The sequence below is a fragment of the Acinetobacter sp. VT 511 genome, assembly GCF_001077515.1.
Taxonomy (GTDB): domain Bacteria; phylum Pseudomonadota; class Gammaproteobacteria; order Pseudomonadales; family Moraxellaceae; genus Acinetobacter; species Acinetobacter schindleri.
In genome coordinates this window covers 1-25,471 of the sequence record NZ_LFRE01000039.1, presented here as the reverse complement: position 1 = coordinate 25,471, position 25,471 = coordinate 1, and the positions used below count along the sequence as shown (strand labels likewise).

Genomic DNA, 25,471 nt, shown 5'->3' with positions numbered 1-25,471 from the left:
TGAATTCTTGCTCTCTTCATTTTAAAATATGCTGGGATTATTTTAGATATATTTGTGCGTTATTCGTCTAGTTGCTAGAACAAGAGCTTTTTAAACTATGAGGCGTGGTTTCAAGTCCTATACCACCACCAAGCTACAGTTTTCTTTCAATCGTCTTATAATTTTTTATCTGTATCTGGGCTATTTCAACGCATCAGGATTTTTGTGAGTTTTCTTAGTCTACCCTCGCCTTATTGTGGCGAAGGGGATTGATTATCAATATCTTTTACCAGTTCATAAGATATACGTGGCAGCACATAATATCGATCCATCAGCTCTTGACGATTTTCTTGCTGGGTTTTTGCAATATTCATCACCAGCTTGGTATTGTCTTTGACAGTATAATACAAAACCAGGCCCTCTTTACGGTAGACCACCAGCTCCTTACGAGTGGGATTCAATTCCCAACGGTCTTTACGATAGGTTGAATAAGGTGTCGCCATCTTGTTTTGGAAGGTAAATAGCTGACCATGTTGCAAGATACTGCGATATACCAGACCATTCGGGGCAAGGGTGAGAATAAACATTGCCTTGCCATTTTTGCAGGGAGAAAAACCATCATCATTACAACTGACTTCCGTGTAATAGCGTCCAACGAAGTCAACCGCATAATCTGGAATAGGCTGCCCATTAAAGCCATCTTCCTCTCTGAAAGTGGCATGACCAGCAATATCAGTCAGTTTCTTGGCTTGAGTACTTTCATCTAGCGCTTGATTAGCGAGAGAAACAGCTACCTCCTCTTTATGGTGCAACTCAAGTTCAGTATCACTGATCGGTTTACCCGAATGACGCTCACACCCCACCAGCCCGAGTGTACCCAGCAATATCACACCGAGCTGATACTCCAGTCTCTTGAAAACTTTAAACACCTTAAATTTCATTTAATTCAACCAGATTATGAACAGCCAAGCATTTTTATAAAATCAAAGGCAGGAGATTATTATTAAATTCAGGAACCTTCGTCTTCATGTTAAAGATTCCGAGAAAAATACTTAATCCCAATTTACATAAATTTACGAATAAATTTTATTTAGACACTTTAAAAATAATGACTTAGCTCCATATTTTAAGAGGAACGTCGTTGTTCTTTTATCTTAATTATTAAGGAGACCTGAATGGCCAATGTTGGTTTATATCGCTCTAACCGCTCGAACATGATTGCAGGTGTGATGGGTGGTATTGCTGAACGTTTTGGTTGGAATGCAAATTTACTGCGTCTGATTTTCGTGGTGATCTCTATAATGAGTGCCGCTTTCCCAGGTATCCTGGTTTATCTTGTACTTTGGCTGATCATGCCAAAAAAGCAAGCTATGGTTGAACATACGCCGCATCAGTCTACGGGCTATCAACGACCAATTCGTGATGTAAATAAAGATCCGCTGTAAGTTTCCTTTTTATAGAGTAAATAGTAATTCCCTTTTGCGCTGTGGCATTTCCCCTAATGACCACAGCTTTTTTTTGCCTGCTTCAGGCGATTTAATAAATTGTTAAATTATTTCTCTAGCCTTTGCCAACCGGCTGATTTCTCTATAACTTAGTTAAAAACTCCTTGAAATGGATTCAGGATGACACAGGCTGAATGGATTGTACTGTGCTTATGTGCTGTAGCAGCACTGCTGCATGGCTTGAGTGGGTTTGGCTTCCCGATGATGAGTACTGCGGTACTATCCAGCCAATATCCATTGAGTCTGGCAGTGACACTGGTCATTTTCCCCTGCCTGCTCCTGAATCTGTTGATGCTGAATGCTGATCCGCGGCACAGTCTGCTGCAGAGCATTCGCTATTATCTCAAACATTATTGGCCACTGATTTTAAGCAGCTTGATTGGCAGTTTGTTCGGAGTCAAACTGCTGCTATGGCTGAATGAAGGCTATCTCAAACTGCTGCTAGGAACAGTAATTATATTTTATGTACTAGATCAGCTTCGCTCCAAACCTTTTCAGAGCAACCCGCATATTCTGAGTATGGTGTGTTTTGGTTTATTGGCTGGTGTGATTGGTGGAGCGACCAATGCCATGGCTCCTTTCCTGATGATGTATCTGCTCAGCAGCCAGCTCAGCAAGACCGATATCGTCATTATCAGCAACCTGAATTTTATTGTCAGTAAACTAATCCAGTTACTTTTATTGTTCCCAATCCTGATCCAGATTAATCCACAACAACAATCCATTTTGATCGGTATTACCATTTTTGCTTTGATTGGCGTCTGGATTGGCGGAAAAATCCGTCATCGCCTGTCACAGCGGCATTTTAAATTTTTAGTTTTGGGCTTATTGATGGTTTTAGGCATACAGGCTCTATGGCAAAGTACTGCATTATTACAACATTCAAATCACCTTTTTTTAAATTAGTATAATTTGTAATCAAACCGCTTTATGATTAGAAAAATTCTTCATAAAAATTAGCTGTATAAAAACAAGGAGTGTGCGTATGACAAGTCAAAACCTTGCCACCCCCACCAACGTTATGCCCAAAGGGGTAATGAAAGGATGGATCCTGATTATCATCGCGGCCATTGTAGCCTTTATCCTGTATCAGGTTTTACCTTATGACCAGAATGCTAGCAAAGGTCTGGCTCTGCTGGCTTTTATTGGTATTTTGTGGCTGACAGAAGCAATTCATATCACTATTACTGCCCTGCTGATTCCCATACTGGCAGTACTGTTAGCCATGCCGATGGCCGACGGCGATGCGCTGGTACCCATTACCACACAAGCTGCTTTAACCACCTTTGCCGATCCGGTTATTTTCCTGTTTTTTGGTGGTTTTGCACTGGCAACGGCGCTGCATATCCAAAAGCTGGACAAGAAAATTGCCATGTGGATTATTTCCTTATCCGGTGGACATTTAGGTATTTCAGTATTGGCCATTTTTGCCGTGACTGCCGCCCTGTCCATGTGGATTTCCAATACCGCTACCGCAGCCATGATGTTACCGCTGGCGCTGGGTTTACTTTCGCATCTGGATGTCGAGAAAGAACGTAAAACCTTCGTATTTATTCTGCTCGGGATTGCCTACTCCGCCAGTATTGGTGGTCTAGGTACAATCGTAGGTTCGCCACCGAATGCCATTGCTGCCAAAGCGCTGGGTTATGACTTTGCAGACTGGATGAAAATTGGTTTGCCAATGATGTTCATTATCTTGCCTGCGATGCTGATCAGTCTTTATCTGGTGCTGCGTCCCAAGCTGAATCACAAAGTACAGTTTGTCACTGAAGATATTCCCTGGACCCGCAGCCGTATTGCAGCAATGTTACTATTTATCTGTACTGCCCTGGCCTGGATTTTCAGTAAAAAGCTGACCGAGAACTTTGGAATTAGCCAGCCAGATACTTGGATTGCAATTCTGGCCGCATGTATGGTGGCAATTTTGGGTACCGCAACCTGGAAGCAGATTGCAGAGAATACTGACTGGGGCGTGCTCTATCTGTTTGGCGGCGGCCTGACCTTGAGTGCCATTTTAAAAGATTCAGGCAGCTCTCTGGTCTTGGGGCAAACTCTGGCAAATACCTTTGGTGATACTTCACCTTTAGTGATTATCTTTGTGGTAGCAACCTTCATCATTTTCCTGACCGAATTTACCAGTAATACCGCATCCGCTGCACTACTGGTGCCGGTCTTTGCCGCCATTGCCGATCAGATGGGAATGCCTAAAGAAATTCTGGTGATTGTGATTGGGATCGGCGCATCCTGTGCTTTCATGCTGCCTGTAGCAACACCGCCGAATGCGATTGTCTTTGGTACCGGTTATATTCAGCAGTCGGAAATGATGAAAGTTGGCTTTGTCCTCAACATCATGTGTATTTTCCTGGTATCGCTATTTATTTACTGGTTCTTTCTCTAAAGATGAATGGATTAAAAAAGCACGCTACGGCGTGCTTTTTCATTTTCGAAGATAGATTTACATCCGTCCAGATCAGGCACTCAGCTTGAAATGATTCAACTCCTGATATAAAGCGGCAATCATGTCAGCACGGCTAATGATACCAACCAGCTGACCTTCGTCCAGCACCGGAATATAATTAAAGGAACGCTCAACAAAATACGGCACCAGGTCCTGAATCGGCTGGCCTGGCTGTACAGTCACCACCTTCCGGCTCATGATATGCCCGACTTCGGATTCCCAGCCACTGCGAATGTCGGTGGCACGCTCAAACCATTCCACCAGCTGGTACATCGCTAAAGTTCCAACCAGTTTCTTTTCCGCATTCACTACCGGCAGACTCATCAGATTCATCTGTCGGAATTTTGCCAAGGCATGCCGGATATCATCACTTTCCTGCAAGCTGGCAACGTCTTTACTCATGATATCCTGACACAGGAACTGGCTGTCAGCACGTTCACTGGCCTTGCTCTGTGCTTCCAGAATAATTTTTTGCAGATCATATTCACTGATATCTAGTAACTGGGTCTGTTGATCAAGTACAGCCTGAATATCCTGTGGCTGAATCGTCACTTTCTGGGTCGGGGTTGGATCTTTAGAACGAGTATTAATCTGCAGCTGTTGCGGATAAGCCTTACCCAATATCCGGTTAAATACAATCGCTACAACCATCAACAGTACCGAGTTCAGCAAGACCGGATAGAACACAAAAGCATAGCCCAGCTCATGAATGGCATTGCCGCCCAGTACTGCTGTAATCGCCACCGCCCCACTCGGTGGATGCAGAGAATCGGTGCTTAACATCAATATAATCGCAATTGCTACGGCCAGACTGAATGCTAGGGTCGGGCTGGGAAACAGCAAACTACAGCTCACCCCTACGATCGCGGCAATAGTATTTCCAACCACCATATTCCACGGCTGGGCCAGCGGACTGGCAGGTACGGCAAACAGTAATACTGACGAAGCACCCATCGGCGCGATATACCACGCCTGAAAATCACCCAGTGCCCACAGGCTGATTAAAGACGACAGTGCCAGACCGATCAATGCACCTAAACCACACAGGATACGGTCTTTGACAGGGAGAATTTTAAAATTTGGCTTGAGGCTTTGCAGCCATTCTGAGGAACTATGCAACACGGTTGGCCTGAATTATTGTTTTGGGGAGTGCAGGCATTATAAAACCCTTGGCTTTAAAGATGTATTTATTTTATATCTTTTACTCATTGGTTTTTCTGCTTATGCTGAGGGTGCTCTATCTAAAAAATTATAATCAGGACCGCGCCTAAGCGGCGTATTTTCTTCTCTCAAACAAGAATAAAAACGATGCATTTTCTAATCCAGTCTTTACAACAAACCAAAACCGGAATTGCAGTACAACTGTTGCTGGCACCTGTACTCGGTTTAGCCTCACTCTATGGCCCTTTGATGTTCGTGCTGCTGATCTTGCACTTGTTATTCCTGGCTATGACTTCGAGCTCACTTCTACTCTCGATGGTGACTTTCATGCTGATCATGTACATTTTCGGGCTGCTGTTCTATCTCTGCCTGATCTATATTCCTTTATGTAACAGTCTATTCGTATTACACCATCTACAGCAGTTTCATATCTTCAGTATTGTGCTGGTAGGTATTCTGGCAACGCTGATTCTGGCTTATTTCCTAAGTTCTAATGATCTGCTCAGTACTCTATTCATGATTTCCTGCTTTAGCCTGCCCTCTATCAGATTTTTTATCTTTCTCAGTCTGCGTGCGCATGAACAGGCAGTTGCGTCAGGCGAATAAAAAGTGGCGCAGGCAATTCATGGATAACCTTTGCCACTCCCCTGTAAAATCCTTATAATCAAGCACAATTTTTCTCTAATTTTAAGTGGATGACCATGAGTCGCGCCATATCGCATATTGATACCTTCCAAGGCTTAATTCTTGCCTTACAAAACTACTGGGCGGAGCAAGGCTGCGTCGTGTTACAGCCTTACGACATGGAAATGGGTGCAGGGACATTCCACACTGCAACTTTCCTTCGTGCGCTAGGTCCTGAAACCTGGAATGCTGCTTATGTTCAGCCATCACGCCGTCCGAAAGATGGCCGTTATGGTGAGAACCCGAACCGTCTGCAACATTATTACCAGTTCCAGGTTGTGCTGAAACCAAACCCAGACAATATCCAGCAGCTTTACCTAGATTCTTTAAAAGCTATCGGTATTGATCCTTTAGTTCACGACATCCGTTTCGTGGAAGATAACTGGGAATCTCCAACACTGGGCGCTTGGGGCTTAGGTTGGGAAGTTTGGCTGAACGGTATGGAAGTGACTCAGTTCACTTACTTCCAGCAAGTTGGTGGTGTTGAATGCTACCCAGTTACTGGTGAAATCACTTACGGTCTGGAACGTCTAGCCATGTACCTGCAAGGTGTAGACTCGGTTTACGATCTGGTTTGGACCAAAGGTCAGTTCGGCACTGTGACTTATGGCGATGTGTTCCATCAAAATGAAGTAGAACAATCGACTTATAACTTCGAATATGCACCAGTAGAAAAAATGTTCGAACTGTTCGATTTCTACGAAGCTGAAGCGACCCGTTTAATTGAAGCTGAACTGCCACTGCCTGCTTATGAGCAAGTGATTAAAGCATCACACAGCTTTAACCTGCTGGATGCGCGTGGCGCGATCTCTGTGACTGAACGTCAGCGTTATATCCTGCGTGTTCGTACTCTGGCACGTTCAATCGCGACCAGCTATGTGGCTGCACGTGCGAAACTTGGTTTCCCAATGGCAGAACCTCACCTACGTGACGAAGTCCTGGCTCAGCTTAAAGCTCAAGTAGAAGCAGAAGCGGCTCAAGCAGAAAAATCAGCGGAGAACAAATAATGTCTAAACATACAGTTTTATTTGAACTTGGCTGTGAAGAACTTCCACCAAAAAGCCTGAAAAAATTACGTGATGCTTTAAAAGCTGAAACTGAAAAGGGCTTAAAAGATGCAGGTCTGGCTTTCGACGCAATCGAAGCTTATGCAGCGCCACGTCGTCTAGCACTTAAAATCGTAAATGTCGATGCTGCTCAAGCCGATACGCAAAAACGTTTTGACGGCCCTGCTGTTCAAGCTGCTTATGATGCTGAAGGCAAACCGACGAAAGCGCTTGAAGGCTTTATGCGCGGTCAAGGCATTACGGTTGATCAAGTTTCTACTTTCCAAGCCGGTAAAGTTGAGAAAGTATGTTACTTAAAAGACGTGAAAGGTCAAAGCCTTGATGTGCTTTTACCGCAAATTTTACAAAATGCGTTAGATAATCTTCCAATTGCAAAACGTATGCGTTCTGCGGCAAGCCGTACTGAATTCGTTCGTCCTGTAAAATGGGTGGTGTTGTTAAAAGACAACGATGTGGTTGATGCAACCATTCAAGATCACAAAGCAGGTAATGTGACTTATGGTCACCGTTTCCATGCACCTGAAGCAATCACCCTTGCACATGCTGATGAATATCTTACGAAGTTAAAAGCAGCGCATGTTGTGGCTTCTTTTGAAGAGCGTCAAGCAATCATTGATGGTCAAGTGAAAGCACTTGCTGATGAAGTCAATGCCATTGCGATTGTACCTGCGGATTTACGTGACGAAGTGACTGCACTGGTTGAATGGCCTGTTGCGCTTCGTGCAAGCTTCGAAGAACGCTTCCTTGCTGTTCCTCAAGAAGCATTGATTACCACCATGCAGGACAACCAAAAGTACTTCTGCTTAGTGAATGCTGAAAATAAATTACAGCCTTACTTCATTACCGTTTCAAACATTGTGTCGAAAGATCCGACACAGATCATTGAAGGTAACGAGAAAGTGGTTCGTCCACGTTTGTCTGATGCTGAATTCTTCTTCTTACAAGATCAAAAGCAACCGCTTGCATCACGTAAAGAAAAGCTTGCGAACATGGTCTTCCAGGCAGAGCTCGGTACGCTTTGGAACAAGTCTGAACGTATTGCGAAATTGGCTGTTGCTCTTGCGCCAATTACAGGTGCAAAAGCGGAAGATGCTGAAAAAGCTGCCCTTCTTGCGAAATGCGACTTAACCTCTGAGTTAGTGGGTGAATTCCCAGAACTTCAAGGAATCGCAGGTACTTACTACGCACGTCTTGAAGGCGAAAATGATGAAGTGGCTGAGTCTTTAGGTGAGCAGTATTTACCTAAATTCGCAGGTGACGTTTTACCAAAAACCAAAACAGGTACAACGATTGCCCTTGCAGACCGTTTAGATACATTGACGGGTATTTTCGGTATTGGTCAAGCGCCTACAGGTTCTAAAGACCCGTTTGCACTGCGTCGTTCTGCGATTGGTATCTTACGTCTTGTGACTGAAAACGAGCTTGATGTTTCAATTGAAGATTTGATCAAACTAGCACTTGCTGCCTATGGCGATGTATTAAAAGATCACGATAAGACTTTGGCAGATGCGGTTGCATTCCTTGAAGGTCGTTACCGTGCGAAATACGAAGACCAAGGCGTTGCTGTTGATGTGATTCAAGCGGTTCAAGCCTTGTCACCAAAATCTCCGCTTGATTTTGACAAGCGTGTAAATGCAGTCAATCACTTCCGTGCATTACCTGAAGCTGCTGCTTTGGCTTCCGCCAACAAGCGTGTTGCAAACATTCTTGCAAAAGAAGCTGCACCTGAAGGTCAAGTTGTTGAAGCAAACCTGGTTGAAGATGCTGAAAAAGCATTGTTCGCTGAACTTGCGAGAATCACGCCTGTGGTTGAGCCGTTATTTGCTGCCAAAGACTACACTGCTGCGCTGTCTGCATTGGCTGCCCTGCGTGCACCAGTAGATGCGTTCTTTGACGGTGTCATGGTGATGGCGGATGATGCTGAACTGAAAGCAAACCGTTTACGTCTGCTTACTCAGCTTCGTGACCTGTTCACTAAAGTTGCGGATATTTCGGTATTACAGCATTAAGTTATAACTTCTTGTAAGTTAAATAAAACCCCGCTATAAATTAGTGGGGTTTTTTTAATATATTTAGAATGCAAAATATCGACGAAATTAGAGAAAGAATTTATTCCTTACTTGGAAAACACCTTATTCGTTTTCAAACAATAGAGATGAGGCTAAAAAGCCTCGTGAAGATGAATAGAACTATTATTTCTAAACCCAATGATCTACCACTGATTATAGAACCATCTGTACAAAATCAAACATTAGGTGGTTTAACTACAAAAGCTTTAAATTCATTGTTTCTCGTGAATCCCTCAGAGGAAGATACGATCATTCCTGAACCTGAAGATGCTCTTCGTCTAGATATGAAAGTATCTTTTAATTTATGTGAACACAGTCATCATAAACTAAATAGCCAACTACAAGAATTTGTTAAAGATCGAAATTTCATAACACATCACTTTCAAGAAAAATATAATTTATCCAATCTCGATGAATCCAAAGCAGCTGTTGATTTTTTATTAACTTTGGAGAAAAAGCATAAGCCTTTTTTAGATCAATTTGATCAATATTTTTTGACGGCTCAAAAAAGCTTAGAGACTCAAATTAATTTTTTAAAATCCAATCTGTTTAAGACACGTTTCCTCTTCCCTGCAGATGAAATTTATAAAGAAATTGAAAGTTTAATCATTAATAATAAAAAAAATGATGGTTGGATTTCACTGACAACCGTAGGCATATCAATTAATAAAAAATTTCCTGATGCTAATCAAAAAATCAAAATGGAATACGGATTTAAAAATCTTAATGATTTAATTCTTAATACAGGGCTATTCTTACTTAAAATCGAACCTACACTTAAAGGTGAAAGAATACTAATTCAGGTAAACAATGGTGAAGCGATATTTGAATTAATTGAAAACTAGTTTTTATAGCCATTTTTCATTCAAATCCCTATACTCAACCTAACAACACTCAACAAGAAAGAATCATATGAAATTTAAAGCTCTTATTTTGACTGGTCTTGCGGGTATTGCTCTTTCAGCGTGTACATCTCAACCGACTGTTTCACAACTTCAACTGGGCGTATTACAGGAAGTACAGAATCTTGAGGTTTATCCTGAAACGACGAACAACAGTGCAAAACTGACCAAATTCATGGACAAATGTGTGATCGAATTTAGAGGTCAGCTTGAAAGCAGCCGCGTAATCGAACAATGGTCTTTTAAAGGTTTGACCCTGATTGATGCTGGCTCAGCAACTTTCCAGCGCGACAACACCAGCACTGCACAGAAATTTGACCTGCACAGCGAAACCGCTCAAAAGAACTTCCTGGCACTACGTAACCACTTTGCCAAAGAAGCAATTGAACAGTGTAACTAAGCACCCTGCCCTGTATTTACATCAAATATGGGGCAGCTTTTCTTTCAAATAATCTTCCTATCAAATTTATTCTCTACCTATTCTTGAGATCAGCCAGCTTTACTCCCTTTTTCTCAGATCATTTAAGTGAATCGCACAGAATATTCATTGTTTTTACATTGCCTTCCATTACACTGAAAACAGAATCAAGACCGTTATCCCAATCTGCGAGGTCGATCCCTTATGACCCTAAAAAAAACGACGATGAAAAAAACCAAGATCCTCAGCACCGCATTATTAATGTGTGCGCCTATTTTTATCCAGACTGTTCAAGCCAGTGAAACGCAGCAAGATGCAAAACCGATTGTTCCTTATGGTGATAATCCCAATCTGCTGCATGTATTTGCTTATAAAACCCAACAAGGTGTAATCAATACCGCTGAAAAAGTGGGTGCAGCAGCAGAAAAAGGCATTGCCAAGATCAAGCCGGGTGTGGATCGTGCCTGGGACAATACCAAATCCACCGCAGCCACCACCATTGAAAAAGTAGACCAAGGCGCAACGCAAGTGGCTCAGCAAACCGGTCAGAAAATCCAGCAGACCAAAGATGTCTGGCGCGGTAATCAGCAACAGCAAGTCCCGATTGAGCAGCAGCCTTTAAGCCAATCTTCAACAGCAACGCAAAATGTCACACCGCAGTCACCATCCAGTTCAGGTGGTGCAACCAGTTATGCAGTGGATGATCTCTAAAAAATAGGATATTAAAAAAAGCCCTTTATGGGCTTTTTTTGAGCATGAAGATATTCAAAACTTTCTTTATACTTAGTTAAAATAATGAGAAAAATAAAAATGAAAAAGGTGCTCCTCAGCTTTATAGTCGGTATTCTATTTGGTGTTTCAATCCTGTATATCGTTTTACTGGTTTCTGGTAAAAGGGTTACTTCTCCTACCGAAGTCCATAATGAATTATCCCCTGTCCCAAGCCTTTCTACTTCAAATCGGTATACTCATAAATCTGAAGGTAAAAAAATTCAGCACATTGGATATCTGGAGGAAGATGAATTTAAATCTACTGAAGGTAATGAGGCAAATCTCTATCAATTACCAGGTATGTGCAAGTTAACGATTGGTCTCTATGGCGAAACTATTTATAGCTATCGCACTGCTTATTTTCACAAAAATCACTTAATTTACATATTTGAAACCGACTATCGAACTTCTTATGGTCAATTCCTTGATAAGAATACACCTGAGTCCAAACGTATTTATCAGGAAATAGTCTTCAATCCAAATTCCCAACTTGTACAAGACGAATTTTCTAAATTATGGTCTAAATACATTAGCCCAGAAAACAAAAAAAAATGCTGATCAAATTCGATCAGCATTTTTTTTGTTATGGACAAGTTTTAATTCACCTGGCGAATCGGCTGGCCCGCCTGAAAGGCTTTAACATTTTCCGTCATCTGATCCACGATGCGCTGGCGGGCATCGACACTGCCCCAGGCATTATGCGGTGTAACGATCAAATTCGGAATGTCTGGATCGAGCAGAATATTGCCCTCTTTCGGCGGCTCTACCGTCAGTACATCGGTGGCAGCACCTGCGATTTTGCCTGCACATAATGCCTGTGCTAGAGCCGCTTCATCAACAATACCGCCACGCGCACAGTTAATCAGGAAAGCACTTGATTTCATAGCTTCCAGCTCGGCATGGCTGATCAGGTTGCGGGTATCTTCAGTCAGTGGGCAATGCAAACTCAGGAAATCAGCCTGTGGCAATAACTCCGCGAATGGTACACGTGAGGCATCAGTTGGACGGTTCGGTAATGAACCTATTATCACCTTCATACCAAACGCTTCTGCCAGTTTCGCCACTGCCTTACCCAGTTCGCCATAACCCACAATGCCGAGAGTCTTACCAGACAGTTCTACAATCGGTGCATCCAGCAAACAGAATTGTGTCGCCTTTTGCCATTCGCCTTGTTGTAATTTTTGCTGATAAGGCAGGAAAGACGTCGCCAGATTCAGCATTAACATGAGGGTATGTTGGGCGACAGCGGAAGTGCCATAGGCTTGGCAGTTACACACGACAATATTGCGTGCTTTAGCTGCGGCCAGGTCAACATTATTGGTACCAGTCGCAGAGATTAAAATCAGTTTCAGTTGAGGGCATTGCTGAATGGTTTCGGCATTTACCATGACTTTATTGGTGATGATGACGTCGACATCTTGCACGCGTGGCAAAAGTTCAGCCACAGAAGTAGCAGGATATAAAATTAACTCGTCAAATACGCCATGCAGTACCTGAAAGTCGAGATCCTGTTGATCTAGAGAAGCATAATCCAAATATACGGCTTTCATGGCCTGACCCTCAATCCTGTTAGACAATTTATCCTGTCATTTAAAACAAGTCATACAGGGTTTTCAACCGTTTTTTAGACTTTATCCTGCCTTGTTTAATCGAGTGGTTTATCCAGATGGTTACGCACAGAATGACGAATTTTATAAACAATATAAACGGTCAGAATCATCAAAAATACGATAGTTGCACTCAGGAAAATAATGGTCGGGTGTACGCTGTCTTTGGCGAATGCCAGATTGGGCAGGCCCAAAGTTAGCATTAAAAATATGGTGGCGAACTGTGTAGATTGCATAAGATATCCCCCCCTTCTCACGAAAACGATCGCGTGCGGTGATGAAAAATCCATACCGCATAACTATATCTTATGCCAGCAAAAAAATAAGTCAAGCCATTGTTTTTAAGTGATATTTCAAGTTAATTCGTTTCACTGCGTGTCACAAAATGCGTATTTTTGTCACTGTCATCAACAAATGCCGCTGCACCGTATTCATCAGTTTTGAGACTTAATTCCTTATAACTGAACATATAGAAATCTGTATAACGTTTCATCAGAATTGGGTGCATTCCGACCGAAAGCGGTTCCTGTTCCTTGACCAGCTTCATCATATGACGGTCATTCATGACGACGAGATAACGTTCGTCATTCAAGCTGATGGTCAACAGGCCATTGCCGCGCGCATAAATTGGAATTAGGAATTTATGGTTCAGCGCAATCGCCTGATCGGCATAGCTTTCAATCTTGTTACTGATGACATTGAACACCAGACCATGCCCATAGATATCCAGCAGGATCTGACGGTTTTCCTGCGGCAGATTGACCTGAATGCCGAGTTTCATCAGATCATGCTGATCCACCTGTTTATTGCTGAGTAACTCACGCAAAATGGTCTGCTTCTGATTGGCATCAAAAAACTGTGAATCGAGTTGCAGATCATTATTTTTCAGGATACGGCCCAAGGCCATCCGATGCCGTGGCAACAGGTTTTCAATCACCTTACGGTAATAAAACTTGCTGTTCTTTTTGACCCGGCGCATCTTCTGATAAAAATAGCTGGCATCAAATTCATGTAGCAGGAAATCATTCACCAGTTCGGAGCTTGCCAACACGGCAATGGCATCATGATTGGTAAAGGCCAGATGCAATACGTGATGTGGCGGCAGGACTTCTCTGAGCTTATGATAATGCGCACGGTCCTGTGCATAGTGCGGATCATAAATAATAATGTATTCACGATCCTCACTGACATCTGCCTTAGTAATGCGCATCTCGCCATTCAGTTCCGGCTGATAGAACATATTATAGCGGGCGTCTTTCACATCTTCCGGATCAATTGAGTATTGCGGCACCATGGCTACGGCACGCTGTACATCCAGAGCATTGGAATATTTAATCGCCGCATAACCGCCCATTGAACCGCCATAGGCAATACGCTGCTCAAATGGTGTAATCAGTTCAGCAATCGCGTCCAGCATGGCCTGCATAGACGCTTGTGGAAACCAGGATTTATCCTTGGGCATAATCCCGAGCACATTGAATTCAAACTTTTGCAGCGACTTCTCTGCATTGATGGTGGTTCCCTTGGCACGGGTAATCAGATCTCCAAAGGAGAAGATCAGTTCTGAAGATGAACCCGGCATAAAGATTGCGCGAATGTGCTCATCTTCAAAGACGATTTGTTTTTCCATAACTTTCCCATGCCTGTAAAACGAACGCTTCCATTACAAATTCAATGGCGCAAAACGATGCAAAAATGAATATGCTATTTTATAGCGAAGACCAAGATTAAAAAGCGCAAAATATGACACAATCATTACATCCTGCTGCACAACAAGGTTTTAGCAGCGCTGCTGAGCGCTATCAGCAGGTGCGCCCAAGTTATCCTGAAGCATTAGTACCCTGGTTGCAACAGCAGCTTGGCTTACCCCATCATGCCCAATTACTTGATTTGGGTAGCGGTACCGGTAAATTCCTGCCCCTACTGAAATTACTCAGTTCGCATATTCTGGCGGTTGATCCTGTCGCAGAGATGTTAACGCAACTCAAGCAGGTTCATCCAGATATTCCGACTTTGCAGGCGATGAGTGACGCCCTGCCGCTAGAAAATGCCTTGATGGATGCTGTATTTTGCGCACAGTCTTTTCACTGGTTCGCCAATTTCGACAGCCTTAAGGAAATTCATCGGATTCTGAAAGATCAGGGCTATCTGGTCCTGATCTGGAACCAGCGTGATGTTAATGTCGACTGGGTCAAAGCTCTGGCAGAATTTATTCTCCCCATGGAAGGCGATACGCCACGCTACCATAGTGGTCAGTGGCGCGATGTATTTCAGGATCAGCAGCTGTTTCACCCGGTAGCAGAAACGACTTTGCAGCAGTTCCATTCTGGAACTGTGGAACAGGTGGTATCCAAACGTTTGCTCTCGACCAGCTTTATCGCCGCCCAGTCTGATGATGCACAGCAGCAACTCAAATCTCAGTTTGAACAGATCATACGAGAATATACTGGCAAGCAGCCTGATGAACAGATTGACTTCCCCTATATCACCCATGTCTATGTCTTTCAAAAAATTCCAACGCCTTGATAAAACTTTAACAGGACAAAACAATGCCAAATATTCAGAACCTCAGCCGCATCACCTTGCTTGCCTCTAGCCTGTTGCTGGTGGCGTGTAATCAGAAAGATGCGCCGAAACAGGAAGCGACTCAGCAAAATGAAGCAGCTGAAGAAGTGATGAAGGAACTGAAAACACAACCGGTGAAAGATTTTCCGCAAACAGCGGATGATCAACATGATATTGCCGTGCTGGATGACTTTGAGCAGCGCCTGCAATCCTTAAATGAGGATATCGAAGCTGAAACTGAGCGTATGCGTAAGGAAGGCAATCTGACTGAAGAATTTATGCAGCAACGCCAGCGCGACCATATCCAGTCTGCACTGACTTTATTAAAAAGTCTGGAACTGAAAACTGAACAGGGCCGCTATATTCAGGGGCTAATTTATCAATACTGGGAACAACAGCAAAAACTGCTGGGCACAACCTCTTCAGATAAAGCGATCCAGCATGATGCCAAGGAAAATGTAAAAGGTTTGGGACAATATCTGCATGCTCAGGAACAGCTGGAACACTGGCGTAACCAGTATGCAGAAACTCAGGCTAAAGCCCAGTAAGACTGATCTGCTTTTTGTTAAGGACGTTCATGATATTGCGCTAAGGTATCGTGAATGTCCTCCCACTCAGCTTTAGAACCGACATAGAAATGGCAAGTCGGTTTCTGCTCAATCGGTGTATCCAGACTGCCAATACGCAGACGATAAACATCCGGTAGATCTGCTTTCACGCTATAAATCGGAGAACCACATTCGCTACAGAAATTTCGACTCACGCCGGTCGTGGTAGTGAATGACTTTAGCAGTTGCTGTCCTTGCAGCAGACGAAAATCTGCTTTGGCAATCGGACTATTGGTGGCAAAGGCAGTTCCGGTAGCTTTGCGGCAACGGCGGCAGTGACATTGAATAATATCACCCAGCGATCCACGAACTTCATACTGGATTCCACCGCAGAGACAGCTACCGGCATAATGATCTTGAGTCGACATATCAGCAAACCTCCTTGTGAATGATTTTCGCCCAATATAGCCTATAAAATTACTGACTGTGAATGTCTAAAATATCTTCGCTTTAAGCAGAATCAGACAGATAAGCCGCGACACCTTCACCCGCTGCACGACCGGTTGCCATACAGGCAGTCAACAGATAACCACCGGTGGGCGCATCCCAGTCCAGCATTTCTCCACATAGGAATACATAGGGATTGGATTTAAGTTGCAAATGTTCCGTCAGCACATCACGTTTTACACCACCTGCGCAGCTAATTGCCTCTTCAATTGGACGGAATCCCTGAAGAGAAACCATCAACTGTTTAATTTGCTGTGCCAGATGTTCAGCATCCTGCCAGATATTTTTAGGCACCAGCTCTCGCACCAGTGCAGCTTTAGCACCTTCCAGTCCTGCCTTGCGCCAGACATTGCTTAAAGACTGCTTCTTGCTTGGTTGCAGTTTATTCGCCAGTTGCGCTGCGCTTTGATCGGGAAACAGGTCCAGATACAGTTGCATGGGCTGACCACGTTTGACCTGTTCACGCAAACCACGCCCCTGTTTATAGATCAAGCCGCTTTCAAGACCATAATGACTGACGACGATATCACCCATAGTCTTGTCACTGTCTTCCACCCAGGCTGCAACCCGTTTCAGTGGCTGACCAAAGATGGGCTGCATAAACCTGGACCATGGATATTCCACTCCGGCATTACTGGCCTGAAAAGGCTCAATTTCTTCTGTCTGTAGCCATGCTTGCCATTGACCATCACTGCCCAGATTTGACCAGGATACCGCGCCACAGGCGAGGATAATCGCATCAAAAGATGCTGTTCGCGGCTTAGCAGTTTGCAGGTCTAACAGTTCCAATTGATTCTGTTTTAACTGTGTCACCTGATGGCGGTAATGAAACTGTACCCCCTGCTCGGCCAGACGTTTTAACCAGGCACGTAACAGTGGAGCGGCCTTCATTTCGGTTGGAAACACCCGTCCAGAAGAACCAATATAAGGTTCAATACCCAAATCTTCCATCCACTCTTGGATCCAGGCAGCATCCCAGCGTTTTACCCACGGCGCTAGCCATTCAGCCTGATCATACCGCTGGATAAACTGTTCCACCGGTTCAGCATGCGAGATATTCAGGCCGGTCTTGCCTGCCATCAGAAATTTGCGTGCAGCTGAAGGCTTCTGCTCATAGACATGTACGTCATAATGCTGCTGGCTCAGCACTTCTGCTGCCATCAGCCCTGCCGGGCCAGCACCAACAATCGCAATGCGTTTACTCATGGCTTATTCCACAGGCGCAACATTTTGCCCCTGCAGAGGCTGGAAATCATCAAAGCGGGTGGTATAACCCTCAGGTTTCGTAATAATTAGCTGCTGACAAAGTTCACCACGTTCCAGATATTTGATCTCAAAATGAGTACGGGCCGAATCGGATGCAATGATCTGCTTGTCATAAGGCAGGTTCCATAGCTCTTTCATCTGCTGTTCAGCTTCATCAATATATTCCGGAATATTACTTGCCAACGTAATCGAACCACCTGTTTTCAGCCGTGATAGCAAAAATTCAAAGAACGGCATATTGGCCCAACGCTGTGCCGGGTTATGTGGTTCCGGATTTGGATACAGGACAAAGAACTGCTCTACCTGGCCAGGATACAGTGCATGTACCACCCATGGCAGGGCATCAGCATGTACGGTTTTTAAATTTGGCTGGCCTTCCAATTCATGTTGCTTTTGCATGGCCAGAAATTTTTCACGGGTCCGTTCAATTGCAATCAGTTTGTGCTCTGGATGTGTCCGGGTAAATAACAAGGCATGCTTGCCCTTGCCTGCACCAATTTCGACACAAATCGGTTCAGGGCTGATGCTTTGAAAATCACGAGGGGCATGCATACGCTGCGCTTGAAATTGACGAATTGGCATAATCAGATCAAACTAATGAAAACCGCATAAGTCTAACAAGTGCGGCTATATTTGCCTAATTGAATCCAATTTTTTGTGGAGTATTGTCCATGCCAACGACCCTGAAATGCCCACGTTGTGGTGCACTGACTACGTGGGAAGACAATGCGTTTCGTCCCTTTTGTTCCGAACGCTGCAAGATGATTGATTTGGGTGCCTGGGCCAATGAAGACTATAAGCTGCCGACTCAAGATGCTCCGCAAGCTGATGGAGGCCGTGAAGAAGACCAGTTTTAAATGAGACTGACCAGAGGAAAGGAATTCGGATTGAATTCCTTTTTCATTTGGTGCTAGACTAGCCTAGAAACAATATATTATTGATTAATAAAATAAAATTTAAATAACTATTCTAATAAAATAACAAAAAAAGAGGACATGCCGATGTTTATCCTCCTGCTTAAAATTTTTATGCTGTTTTTGATCCTGCTATGCTGCACCAGTATTGGCCTTGGGCTCTGGAAACAGGACTATATCTTTATCTTGATTGGTATCCTGCTGGTTCTGGCCATCGTGATATTAAGACTGCAAATCCGGCAACTGCAACATGATCCTTTCGCTTGAAGTAAAAACCAAAATATTTGCACAGTCTGTTAAAAATTCTAGCTCAAAGAAGAATTACTTATAAGTTTTATTAAACTAAGGTCAGTATTTATCTTGAATTTATTTTTGGTCAAATGTTAAACTGCGAAAACATTCTATATAGTTGATAATAAAATAATTTTTCAATTTAAATAAGTAGGAAAACATAAAAAATTATAAAGAATGTCAATGACTTATCTTTTTAGGGATTTATAAATGTTAGTAATTATACTCAAGACTGTCATGTTCTTGTTTGTTCTACTATGCTGTCTCAGTATTGGCACGGGTATCATGCGCCATGATTATTTTTTTATTAGCATTGGTATACTCATTGCACTGGCTTTTTGGATTATTAAACTTCAGGTACATAAACTACAAAATGACCCTTTCGCTTAATATGTAATCTGTATAACCCATTAACCCACTCAAATAAAAAAGGAATCTAGAATCGATTCCTTTTTCATTTTTTAGATAACTACTACGTTTACATTAAGCGCTTAACCTGCTTTACCTGCGACAAAAGGATTATGCTGCTTTTCAAAACCAATCGTGCTCATTGGACCATGCCCTGAGATAAACTGAGTTTCCTCAGGCAGGCTAAAGCATTCACGTTGAATTGAATCGAGTAATTGCTGATGATTGCCACGTGGGAAGTCAGTACGACCAATCGAACCCTTAAACAGCACATCCCCCGTCCACAGCAAACCATGATTGCGGTTATAAAACATGACATGACCTGGAGTATGACCGGGTGCAAAGCGGACTTCGAATTCTTCGTTCCCCAGTTTCAGTACTTCACCGCCTTTCAGCCATTCAGTCACTTCTACCTTTTCCGGAATCGGGAAGCCATAACGAGCAGAGACTTCCTGAATCATCTCCAGCCAGAACGCATCATCCTTATGTGGACCAATCACCGGCACATTCCAGGCTTTTTTCAAAGCACCCACCGCTCCAGCATGGTCTAAATGACCATGGGTCAGCCATAATGCTTTGACCGTCAGACCAAGCGCTTCGACTTCTGCTCTCAGTTTTTCTGGCTCACCTCCGGCATCAATCAAAACTGCTTCTTTGCTGTCTGTATCCCATAAAATGGAACAGTTTTGCTGAAAGGCAGTTACAGGAACAATTTTGACTTGGAGCATAGGCTTTAAAACCTCAAAAAATTAGTGAGCGAGAGTATGAGTCAATGCATCAAGATTAGCCTGTAGCAATGAATTGAGCAATTGCAAATGATCTTCGCGGCTATTCAATGCCGGAATATAGCTATAGCGTTCACCACCATTAGCTTTGAAGGTATCCGCATTTTCCATTGCCAGTTCTTCTAGGGTTTCCAGGCAATCTGCCGAGAAAGCCGGACTCATGACCTGAATCGATTTCACACCCTGCTTACCCCACTCTTCAATCAAGGCATCGGTATAAGGCTTAACCCATTCCTGCTTGCCAAAACGTGACTGGAAGCTAATCGCATACTGATCTTCAGATAACCCTAAAGCTTTAGCCACCAGTTTCCCGGTGATACGGCAACGGTCAGCATAGGGATCGCCTTTATCGGCATAAGGCTGTGGAATACCATGAAACGACATTAACAGCTTTTCTGGCTTGCCATGAATCGCCTGATAGTCACGCACACTCTGTGCCAATGCCTGAATAAACAGCGGATGCTGATAATAATCACGAATCAGTGATAAACCCGGAAGATTACGCTGAGTCAGTACCCATCTCGCGACTGCATCGTACAGCGGCGCAGTGGAAGTGGCTGAATACTGCGGGAATAAGGGCAACAGGATCACGTGATCCTGAGGTTGTGCGCTGATCTGGCTAAGAACAGTCTGAATGTTCGGATTGCCATAGGTCATGGCGGGCACCACATTCAGCTCGAATTGCGGATAACGCTGAGTCAATTCTGCTCTGACTGCTTCAACCTGTTGCAGCAGGATTTCACGCATGGGTGAATCTTTAGCCCATACTTGTGCATAAGCCTGCGCAACCCGTTTAGGACGGAAAGGTAAAATAAACAGACGCAAAATGATCTGCCAGAGCGGTTTGGGGATTTCAATGACACGCTGATCGGACAGGAACTGCTGCAGAAAAGTTCGTACTGCGGGAACGGTAGGAGCATCAGGGGTACCGAGATTTGCCAGGATAATGGTGACTTTCGGTTTAGCAAACATTCAGATCATCCGTCTTGAGGGGTCAACCCCTGTACTTTAACAGTTTTCAATAAATTTATAATATGGATTAATATACTGACTTATATTGAAAAACCCGATCTTTATCCAGTAAATTACTTTCTATCAGTTTCTGGGCTTTAGCCGTGATCTGCCATAGTAAACGCTGACGGTCATCACGGCCAGTCGGTACAATCCAGTCATTTTGTCGCATCTGCATCTTCAGGCTATGCAAGGCACGAATGTTCATCTGTGCACGTGCCACGGCATGAGCACGTGGCATTTCTATACGTGCATCTTCCAGACCGGTTTCATTTAAATATTCATTCAGGCGCTTAGAGAAGAATTCTTCTGGTGTTGGATTGACAAAAGTAGATCCAAGAATTGCCAGAAGCTCAGCCCAAGTCAGTTTTTTCTGAATTTTGAGCTCTTTAAAGTTACCATCCTGATAGGCATGCATGCGATATTCAAAAGAAAAAATTTCATGCATAGACACTTTAGGCAAGCTCAGGAATGGATCAGGCTCACGCTTGCCTGCTTCTGCTTCCATTTGGGCAATACGCGCCTTGAGCTGATCAATTTCATCATGCAGGGCTTGGGCATTTTGGGGACGTACCCAGCCAGTCACCGGATAGCGTTCTAGCATCTGGGGCATGTTCAGGCGAACTGCCATTTCCAGATCACGCAGGCTACGATAGGTAAAGACCTGATCGACTTCATTTTGTAGCAGTTTTCGGAAGTCATTGAATTTTTCACGCAATTCCGCTTTGGCATCATGCAGGGACGGCTCACGAGAGGCAGGGTCATCATGCATAAATACAATAATCGGTTTCTGCTTGGTTACTGCATAGATATATTCAAGGTGCATATAGCCAACGCCAGAAACGGACTGTTCACCATACTGGCTTCCCAGCAGGATTACCACATAGTCACAGTCATCAATTTGACGGCGAGCAAAGGCAGTACTGAGTGGATTACGCTGTTCCAGCCCCCAGGAGAAGAATCCCATACCCACCAGCGTTTGCGACAAGATGATACGCTCTGGCTGCATTTCCGAACCAGATGTGGATATAAAGACCTGATAACGTTTATCCAGCATTCCAAACCCTCTCCAACTACCGCGAATATGCACAGTTCACCTCGATTTCCATGAGCTGTTGCATATGCGTGCCCCACTTAAAAATATCAAATTTTAAAATAATGTAATTCACTGACTTAAAACTCAGCTTATATATTACTTACAGACCATTGAATATCATCCGGCATCAGGTGCTGTATAATCGGTTGAACTTGTTCAGCATTTTGACCACTGACAAAAATTTCGATTCTTACACTTTCTTTACGCTCGCCTTCAAATAATAACTCATTTTTGATCAAAATACGGGCGGTTTGTCTTGCAACTGCCAATCCAGAGTCAATCAATGTCATTTTATGACCAAAAATATACTGAATTGACGATTTTAGGAAGGGGTAATGTGTACATCCAAGTACTAAATAGTCTGCACCCTGATCTACAACTGGTTGTAAAATCTTGGTTAATGTCGCTAGACACGCGGGACTCATCTGCTCGCCAGCCTCGACAAAAGGCACCAGATCCAGACAGGTAACTGGAATCACATTTACCCCTGCGGGCTCGGCAAAACGGGTCATGACTTCTTTGATCAGCTGACCGCGAAAGGTTGCTGGTGTGGCAAGCACGGCCACAGTTTTGGAATGGGTCGCCAAAACTGCCGGCTTCAAAGCCGGTACCAGACCGATAATTGGAAAACGCTCGCCATAATGCGTACGCAAATAATCCAGACTAAAAGCTGAAGCAGTATTACATGCCACGACAGCAGCCTTGCAGCCCTTGCGATATAACCATTCAATTGCCTGCGCGGTGAGCTCACGAATGTCCTGATCCTCACGCGGACCATAAGGCACATTGGCAGTATCGGCATAATAGACGAAACGCTCATTCGGTAAATGACGCGCAATTTCCAGTGCAACAGAGAGGCCCCCGATTCCTGAATCAAAAATCCCAATGGGTGCATCTGCAGTAACATCAATAATGGGATCGAGTGTAGACGGAATCGGATAAATGGCGCTCATACAGGGGCTGTTTGCTCAAATGGACAGACATGGCACAAAGCTTAAACCTCAGGTGCCTAAATGCAAGTCTAAATCACCACTTTTCAAGCTTAATACCGTGTCACCTTCAGAATTTTCGACGAGCTCACCCATTTCTACCAGATGTAAAAAGGCAGCTCGCTGAATCAATGCATTAATGCCAAAACGCACATGCACATAAGGGCGCTGTTCATCACCAAAAGTACGCATGAAAATTGGATGTTCTTTATCTACGATGATTACATCCTGCGTCGTTGTCGTCAGCTGAATATAGCTTTTTCCATCAATTTCTACCTGATCAGCCTGCCCTACAAATAAGGGCTCATCTTCGACTTCAATTTCGATCTGCTCAACTGGGGTTTTGAGATAGAATTTGCCATCTTCCTTCCATAGCACTGTTGAGAACAGGTCAATCATGGCTTGGCGTTTAATCAATTGACCTTCGTGCCACCATTCTCCATTGGCTAAAACCTTCAAATCCATTGTGCCACAATGCTTTGGCTGCCACTGATCTAAAGGGGGTATTGACCTTTTGTGACTGCCCTGTGCATCTTTTATGTATTGTGCAATATTTGTTAAATTTTTATCATCACTCATGGCTGTTTTTTTCGTCGGATGATTCGTTTCTGCTGACTTATCCATAGTAGAAGACCTTAATGACGGAAAAATAATATGTTTCAGCCAATTGGCTTAAACTGGGTTTAAAACTATACTAGCCCACAAGATGAAAGACACTAATCTTTTTGTGTCCAGGAATTATAAATACTCATGGCAGCACCCGATCATCCGATTATGGTTGCCACCGAATGTAATATGAGGAGTCCCACATGGAGCACATCGAACGTGAATCGATGGAGTTTGACGTAGTCATCGTAGGCGCAGGCCCTGCGGGTCTTTCTGCTGCGATCAAAATCCGTCAGCTTGCAATTGAAAACAACCTGAATGATCTGTCCGTTTGTGTCGTGGAAAAAGGCTCCGAAGTCGGTGCTCATATTCTTTCTGGTGCTGTACTTGAACCACGTGCCATGAACGAGCTGTTCCCGAACTGGAAAGAAGAAGGTGCGCCTCTCAATGTACCAGTGACCGAGGACAAAACCTTCTTCCTGCTCTCTGATGAAAAATCACAAGAAGCTCCGCACTGGATGGTGCCTAAAACTATGCATAACGATGGCAACTATGTCATCTCACTGGGCAACGTGGTGCGCTGGTTAGGCCAGAAAGCAGAAGAACTGGAAGTCTCGATCTTCCCAGGCTTTGCTGCCTCTGAAATCCTTTACCATGAAGATGGTTCAGTCAAAGGCATCCAGACGGGTGACATGGGCATTGGTAAAGATGGCGAACCCACCCATAACTTCACTCCAGGTTACGAGCTGCACGCGAAATACACGATTTTTGCTGAAGGCTGCCGTGGCCACTTAGGTAAACGCCTGATCCAGAAATTCAATCTGGACAAGGATGCAGATCCACAGCATTACGGTATCGGCATTAAAGAGCTGTGGGAAATCGATCCTGCCAAGCACAAGCCAGGTCTGGTTATGCATGGTGCAGGCTGGCCACTCAATGAAACCGGTTCTTCAGGTGGCTGGTGGTTATACCATGCGGAAAATAACCAGGTGACTCTGGGCATGATCGTGGATCTTTCTTATGAAAACCCACATATGTATCCATTTATGGAAATGCAGCGCTGGAAAACCCATCCACTGATCAAGCAGTATCTGGAAGGTGGTAAGCGTATTTCTTATGGCGCACGTGCCGTGACCAAAGGTGGCTTTAACTCACTACCAAAATTCACTTTCCCAGGTGGTTCTTTAATCGGTGATGATGCCGGCTTCCTGAACTTTGCCAAGATCAAAGGCTCACATACTGCGATGAAGTCAGGCATGCTCTGCGGTGAAGCGGTATTTGAAGCAATCAAGGCCGGTGTAGAGAAAGGCGGTGACCTGGCAGTTGCACGTGTAACTGAAGGCGAAGATTTCTTCGTAAAAGAGTTGACTGCTTATACAGACAAGTTCAACAACAGCTGGCTGAAAGAAGAGCTGTATAGCGCGCGTAACTTTGGCCCTGCAATGCATAAGTTTGGTCAATGGATGGGTGGTGCATTCAACTTTATCGACCAGAACGTGTTTAAAGTACCATTTACCCTGCATGACCTGGTGCCAGACTTTAAGACATTGAAAACTGTTGATGCGGTGAACTTCAAGCCGAACTATCCAAAACCGGATGGCAAGCTGACTTTTGACCGTCTGTCTTCAGTGTTTGTATCGAACACCGTGCATGAAGAAAACCAGCCTGCGCATTTGAAACTAACTGATGCTTCAATTCCAGTGAATGTGAACCTGCCAAAATGGGATGAGCCAGCTCAGCGCTACTGCCCGGCGGGTGTATATGAAATCATGGAAAATGATGATGGTTCAAAACGCTTCCAGATCAATGCAGCCAACTGTGTGCACTGCAAGACCTGTGACATCAAAGATCCTTCTCAGAACAT

28 protein-coding genes are annotated in these 25,471 nt (G+C 44.0%); 15 read left to right on the top strand and 13 right to left on the bottom strand.

Annotated features, from left to right (window positions below; genetic code table 11):
* Nucleotides 1–230: 230 nt before the first annotated feature.
* A complete protein-coding gene (locus ACS72_RS02915; RefSeq protein ID WP_008303374.1) occupies nt 231–920 on the bottom strand; it encodes a hypothetical protein in 690 nt (229 codons plus the stop codon).
* Between the two features lie 234 nt (nt 921–1,154).
* Between ACS72_RS02915 and ACS72_RS02910 the strand changes: the two genes are divergently transcribed.
* From ACS72_RS02910 to ACS72_RS02900, 3 genes are all read left to right on the top strand, one after another.
* A complete protein-coding gene (locus ACS72_RS02910) occupies nt 1,155–1,424 on the top strand; it encodes a PspC domain-containing protein (protein ID WP_004813390.1) in 270 nt (89 codons plus the stop codon).
* A gap of 180 nt (nt 1,425–1,604) precedes the next feature.
* Complete coding sequence (locus ACS72_RS02905; protein ID WP_008303377.1) at nt 1,605–2,390, top strand: sulfite exporter TauE/SafE family protein; 786 nt, start codon at nt 1,605–1,607, stop codon at nt 2,388–2,390.
* Between the two features lie 79 nt (nt 2,391–2,469).
* On the top strand, nt 2,470–3,882 hold the full coding sequence (locus tag ACS72_RS02900; RefSeq protein ID WP_004813395.1) for a DASS family sodium-coupled anion symporter: 1,413 nt from the start codon (nt 2,470–2,472) through the stop codon (nt 3,880–3,882).
* Nucleotides 3,883–3,954: 72 nt separating this feature from the next.
* Here ACS72_RS02900 and ACS72_RS02895 read toward each other — a convergent pair whose 3' ends face one another.
* Nucleotides 3,955–5,064 carry an HPP family protein gene (locus ACS72_RS02895; protein ID WP_004813397.1) on the bottom strand — a complete coding sequence of 370 codons (1,110 nt, stop codon included), beginning with the start codon at nt 5,062–5,064 and terminating at the stop codon, nt 3,955–3,957.
* A 186-nt stretch (nt 5,065–5,250) separates the two neighbouring features.
* On the opposite strand from ACS72_RS02895, the gene ACS72_RS02890 reads away from it, so the two are divergent.
* From ACS72_RS02890 to ACS72_RS02860, 7 genes are all read left to right on the top strand, one after another.
* Complete coding sequence (locus tag ACS72_RS02890; RefSeq protein ID WP_008303380.1) at nt 5,251–5,709, top strand: hypothetical protein; 459 nt, start codon at nt 5,251–5,253, stop codon at nt 5,707–5,709.
* A gap of 95 nt (nt 5,710–5,804) precedes the next feature.
* The gene (gene glyQ / locus ACS72_RS02885) at nt 5,805–6,794 is read left to right on the top strand and encodes a glycine--tRNA ligase subunit alpha (RefSeq protein WP_005232423.1); all 990 of its coding nucleotides are present in this window, start codon (nt 5,805–5,807) and stop codon (nt 6,792–6,794) included.
* Entirely contained in the window at nt 6,794–8,863 is a 2,070-nt protein-coding gene (gene glyS / locus ACS72_RS02880) for a glycine--tRNA ligase subunit beta (protein WP_048881173.1), read from the top strand. Before glyQ ends, glyS begins: the two co-directional genes overlap by 1 nt.
* Nucleotides 8,864–9,033: 170 nt before the next feature.
* The gene (locus ACS72_RS02875) at nt 9,034–9,768 is read left to right on the top strand and encodes an OST-HTH/LOTUS domain-containing protein (protein WP_004813405.1); all 735 of its coding nucleotides are present in this window, start codon (nt 9,034–9,036) and stop codon (nt 9,766–9,768) included.
* Between the two features lie 67 nt (nt 9,769–9,835).
* Entirely contained in the window at nt 9,836–10,225 is a 390-nt protein-coding gene (locus tag ACS72_RS02870; RefSeq protein WP_048881172.1) for a hypothetical protein, read from the top strand.
* A gap of 222 nt (nt 10,226–10,447) precedes the next feature.
* Nucleotides 10,448–10,954 carry a hypothetical protein gene (locus tag ACS72_RS02865; RefSeq protein WP_048881171.1) on the top strand — a complete coding sequence of 169 codons (507 nt, stop codon included), beginning with the start codon at nt 10,448–10,450 and terminating at the stop codon, nt 10,952–10,954.
* Nucleotides 10,955–11,053: 99 nt separating this feature from the next.
* Nucleotides 11,054–11,572, top strand: a complete 519-nt coding sequence (locus ACS72_RS02860) for a hypothetical protein (RefSeq protein WP_048881170.1) — start codon at nt 11,054–11,056, stop codon at nt 11,570–11,572.
* A gap of 38 nt (nt 11,573–11,610) precedes the next feature.
* Here ACS72_RS02860 and ACS72_RS02855 read toward each other — a convergent pair whose 3' ends face one another.
* From ACS72_RS02855 to ACS72_RS02845, 3 genes are all read right to left on the bottom strand, one after another.
* Nucleotides 11,611–12,564 carry a 2-hydroxyacid dehydrogenase gene (locus ACS72_RS02855; RefSeq protein WP_008303945.1) on the bottom strand — a complete coding sequence of 318 codons (954 nt, stop codon included), beginning with the start codon at nt 12,562–12,564 and terminating at the stop codon, nt 11,611–11,613.
* A 95-nt stretch (nt 12,565–12,659) separates the two neighbouring features.
* A complete protein-coding gene (locus ACS72_RS02850; RefSeq protein WP_004813413.1) occupies nt 12,660–12,857 on the bottom strand; it encodes a hypothetical protein in 198 nt (65 codons plus the stop codon).
* A gap of 122 nt (nt 12,858–12,979) precedes the next feature.
* Nucleotides 12,980–14,251 carry a hypothetical protein gene (locus ACS72_RS02845; RefSeq protein WP_048881169.1) on the bottom strand — a complete coding sequence of 424 codons (1,272 nt, stop codon included), beginning with the start codon at nt 14,249–14,251 and terminating at the stop codon, nt 12,980–12,982.
* A gap of 113 nt (nt 14,252–14,364) precedes the next feature.
* On the opposite strand from ACS72_RS02845, the gene ACS72_RS02840 reads away from it, so the two are divergent.
* Both ACS72_RS02840 and ACS72_RS02835 read left to right on the top strand, forming a co-directional pair.
* Complete coding sequence (locus ACS72_RS02840; RefSeq protein WP_048881168.1) at nt 14,365–15,147, top strand: class I SAM-dependent methyltransferase; 783 nt, start codon at nt 14,365–14,367, stop codon at nt 15,145–15,147.
* Between the two features lie 23 nt (nt 15,148–15,170).
* The gene (locus ACS72_RS02835) at nt 15,171–15,734 is read left to right on the top strand and encodes a hypothetical protein (RefSeq protein ID WP_048881167.1); all 564 of its coding nucleotides are present in this window, start codon (nt 15,171–15,173) and stop codon (nt 15,732–15,734) included.
* 17 nt (nt 15,735–15,751) lie between these two features.
* On the opposite strand, the gene ACS72_RS02830 is transcribed toward ACS72_RS02835, so the two are convergent.
* The 3 genes from ACS72_RS02830 to ACS72_RS02820 form a co-directional block, all read right to left on the bottom strand.
* Nucleotides 15,752–16,162, bottom strand: a complete 411-nt coding sequence (locus ACS72_RS02830; protein ID WP_004813421.1) for a GFA family protein — start codon at nt 16,160–16,162, stop codon at nt 15,752–15,754.
* Nucleotides 16,163–16,244: 82 nt separating this feature from the next.
* Nucleotides 16,245–17,447: a TIGR03862 family flavoprotein gene (locus ACS72_RS02825; RefSeq protein WP_048881166.1), complete on the bottom strand. Its 1,203-nt coding sequence runs from the start codon at nt 17,445–17,447 to the stop codon at nt 16,245–16,247.
* A gap of 3 nt (nt 17,448–17,450) precedes the next feature.
* On the bottom strand, nt 17,451–18,095 hold the full coding sequence (locus ACS72_RS02820; RefSeq protein WP_171058630.1) for an SAM-dependent methyltransferase: 645 nt from the start codon (nt 18,093–18,095) through the stop codon (nt 17,451–17,453).
* Between the two features lie 83 nt (nt 18,096–18,178).
* On the opposite strand from ACS72_RS02820, the gene ACS72_RS02815 reads away from it, so the two are divergent.
* Nucleotides 18,179–18,364 (top strand): DNA gyrase inhibitor YacG, encoded by a 186-nt coding sequence (locus tag ACS72_RS02815; protein ID WP_004813427.1) that lies wholly within the window; start codon nt 18,179–18,181, stop codon nt 18,362–18,364.
* A 144-nt stretch (nt 18,365–18,508) separates the two neighbouring features.
* Entirely contained in the window at nt 18,509–18,688 is a 180-nt protein-coding gene (locus tag ACS72_RS02810; RefSeq protein ID WP_005220781.1) for a hypothetical protein, read from the top strand.
* 515 nt (nt 18,689–19,203) lie between these two features.
* Here ACS72_RS02810 and ACS72_RS02800 read toward each other — a convergent pair.
* The 5 genes from ACS72_RS02800 to ACS72_RS02780 form a co-directional block, all read right to left on the bottom strand.
* A complete protein-coding gene (locus tag ACS72_RS02800) occupies nt 19,204–19,848 on the bottom strand; it encodes an MBL fold metallo-hydrolase (RefSeq protein ID WP_005220779.1) in 645 nt (214 codons plus the stop codon).
* A gap of 21 nt (nt 19,849–19,869) precedes the next feature.
* Nucleotides 19,870–20,877, bottom strand: coding sequence for a ferrochelatase (gene hemH, locus ACS72_RS02795; protein WP_008303933.1), 1,008 nt, complete (start codon nt 20,875–20,877; stop codon nt 19,870–19,872).
* A 67-nt stretch (nt 20,878–20,944) separates the two neighbouring features.
* Entirely contained in the window at nt 20,945–21,973 is a 1,029-nt protein-coding gene (locus ACS72_RS02790) for a DUF4062 domain-containing protein (RefSeq protein WP_004813438.1), read from the bottom strand.
* A gap of 128 nt (nt 21,974–22,101) precedes the next feature.
* A complete protein-coding gene (murI, locus tag ACS72_RS02785; RefSeq protein ID WP_048881165.1) occupies nt 22,102–22,965 on the bottom strand; it encodes a glutamate racemase in 864 nt (287 codons plus the stop codon).
* A gap of 48 nt (nt 22,966–23,013) precedes the next feature.
* Nucleotides 23,014–23,625: a DUF1285 domain-containing protein gene (locus ACS72_RS02780; RefSeq protein ID WP_048881164.1), complete on the bottom strand. Its 612-nt coding sequence runs from the start codon at nt 23,623–23,625 to the stop codon at nt 23,014–23,016.
* 185 nt (nt 23,626–23,810) lie between these two features.
* Between ACS72_RS02780 and ACS72_RS02775 the strand changes: the two genes are divergently transcribed.
* A partial coding sequence (locus tag ACS72_RS02775; protein WP_048881163.1) for an electron transfer flavoprotein-ubiquinone oxidoreductase occupies nt 23,811–25,471 on the top strand: 1,661 nt, incomplete at its 3' end.

Excerpts from the sequence above, each read along its gene's own strand:
- ACS72_RS02810 (WP_005220781.1), top strand. The coding sequence starts at position 18,509 with ATGTTTATCCTCCTGCTTAAAATTTTTATGCTGTTTTTGATCCTGCTA.
- ACS72_RS02780 (WP_048881164.1), bottom strand. The coding sequence starts at position 23,625 with ATGGATAAGTCAGCAGAAACGAATCATCCGACGAAAAAAACAGCCATG.
- ACS72_RS02875 (WP_004813405.1), top strand. The coding sequence starts at position 9,034 with ATGAATAGAACTATTATTTCTAAACCCAATGATCTACCACTGATTATA.
- ACS72_RS02890 (WP_008303380.1), top strand. The coding sequence starts at position 5,251 with ATGCATTTTCTAATCCAGTCTTTACAACAAACCAAAACCGGAATTGCA.
- ACS72_RS02865 (WP_048881171.1), top strand. The coding sequence starts at position 10,448 with ATGACCCTAAAAAAAACGACGATGAAAAAAACCAAGATCCTCAGCACC.
- ACS72_RS02790 (WP_004813438.1), bottom strand. The coding sequence starts at position 21,973 with ATGCTGGATAAACGTTATCAGGTCTTTATATCCACATCTGGTTCGGAA.
- ACS72_RS02845 (WP_048881169.1), bottom strand. The coding sequence starts at position 14,251 with ATGGAAAAACAAATCGTCTTTGAAGATGAGCACATTCGCGCAATCTTT.
- ACS72_RS02915 (WP_008303374.1), bottom strand. The coding sequence starts at position 920 with ATGAAATTTAAGGTGTTTAAAGTTTTCAAGAGACTGGAGTATCAGCTC.
- ACS72_RS02900 (WP_004813395.1), top strand. The coding sequence starts at position 2,470 with ATGACAAGTCAAAACCTTGCCACCCCCACCAACGTTATGCCCAAAGGG.
- ACS72_RS02860 (WP_048881170.1), top strand. The coding sequence starts at position 11,054 with ATGAAAAAGGTGCTCCTCAGCTTTATAGTCGGTATTCTATTTGGTGTT.
- ACS72_RS02850 (WP_004813413.1), bottom strand. The coding sequence starts at position 12,857 with ATGCAATCTACACAGTTCGCCACCATATTTTTAATGCTAACTTTGGGC.
- murI (WP_048881165.1), bottom strand. The coding sequence starts at position 22,965 with ATGAGCGCCATTTATCCGATTCCGTCTACACTCGATCCCATTATTGAT.
- ACS72_RS02905 (WP_008303377.1), top strand. The coding sequence starts at position 1,605 with ATGACACAGGCTGAATGGATTGTACTGTGCTTATGTGCTGTAGCAGCA.
- ACS72_RS02835 (WP_048881167.1), top strand. The coding sequence starts at position 15,171 with ATGCCAAATATTCAGAACCTCAGCCGCATCACCTTGCTTGCCTCTAGC.
- ACS72_RS02870 (WP_048881172.1), top strand. The coding sequence starts at position 9,836 with ATGAAATTTAAAGCTCTTATTTTGACTGGTCTTGCGGGTATTGCTCTT.
- ACS72_RS02825 (WP_048881166.1), bottom strand. The coding sequence starts at position 17,447 with ATGAGTAAACGCATTGCGATTGTTGGTGCTGGCCCGGCAGGGCTGATG.
- hemH (WP_008303933.1), bottom strand. The coding sequence starts at position 20,877 with ATGTTTGCTAAACCGAAAGTCACCATTATCCTGGCAAATCTCGGTACC.
- glyQ (WP_005232423.1), top strand. The coding sequence starts at position 5,805 with ATGAGTCGCGCCATATCGCATATTGATACCTTCCAAGGCTTAATTCTT.
- ACS72_RS02840 (WP_048881168.1), top strand. The coding sequence starts at position 14,365 with ATGACACAATCATTACATCCTGCTGCACAACAAGGTTTTAGCAGCGCT.
- ACS72_RS02800 (WP_005220779.1), bottom strand. The coding sequence starts at position 19,848 with ATGCTCCAAGTCAAAATTGTTCCTGTAACTGCCTTTCAGCAAAACTGT.
- ACS72_RS02815 (WP_004813427.1), top strand. The coding sequence starts at position 18,179 with ATGCCAACGACCCTGAAATGCCCACGTTGTGGTGCACTGACTACGTGG.
- ACS72_RS02910 (WP_004813390.1), top strand. The coding sequence starts at position 1,155 with ATGGCCAATGTTGGTTTATATCGCTCTAACCGCTCGAACATGATTGCA.
- ACS72_RS02855 (WP_008303945.1), bottom strand. The coding sequence starts at position 12,564 with ATGAAAGCCGTATATTTGGATTATGCTTCTCTAGATCAACAGGATCTC.
- ACS72_RS02830 (WP_004813421.1), bottom strand. The coding sequence starts at position 16,162 with ATGTCGACTCAAGATCATTATGCCGGTAGCTGTCTCTGCGGTGGAATC.
- glyS (WP_048881173.1), top strand. The coding sequence starts at position 6,794 with ATGTCTAAACATACAGTTTTATTTGAACTTGGCTGTGAAGAACTTCCA.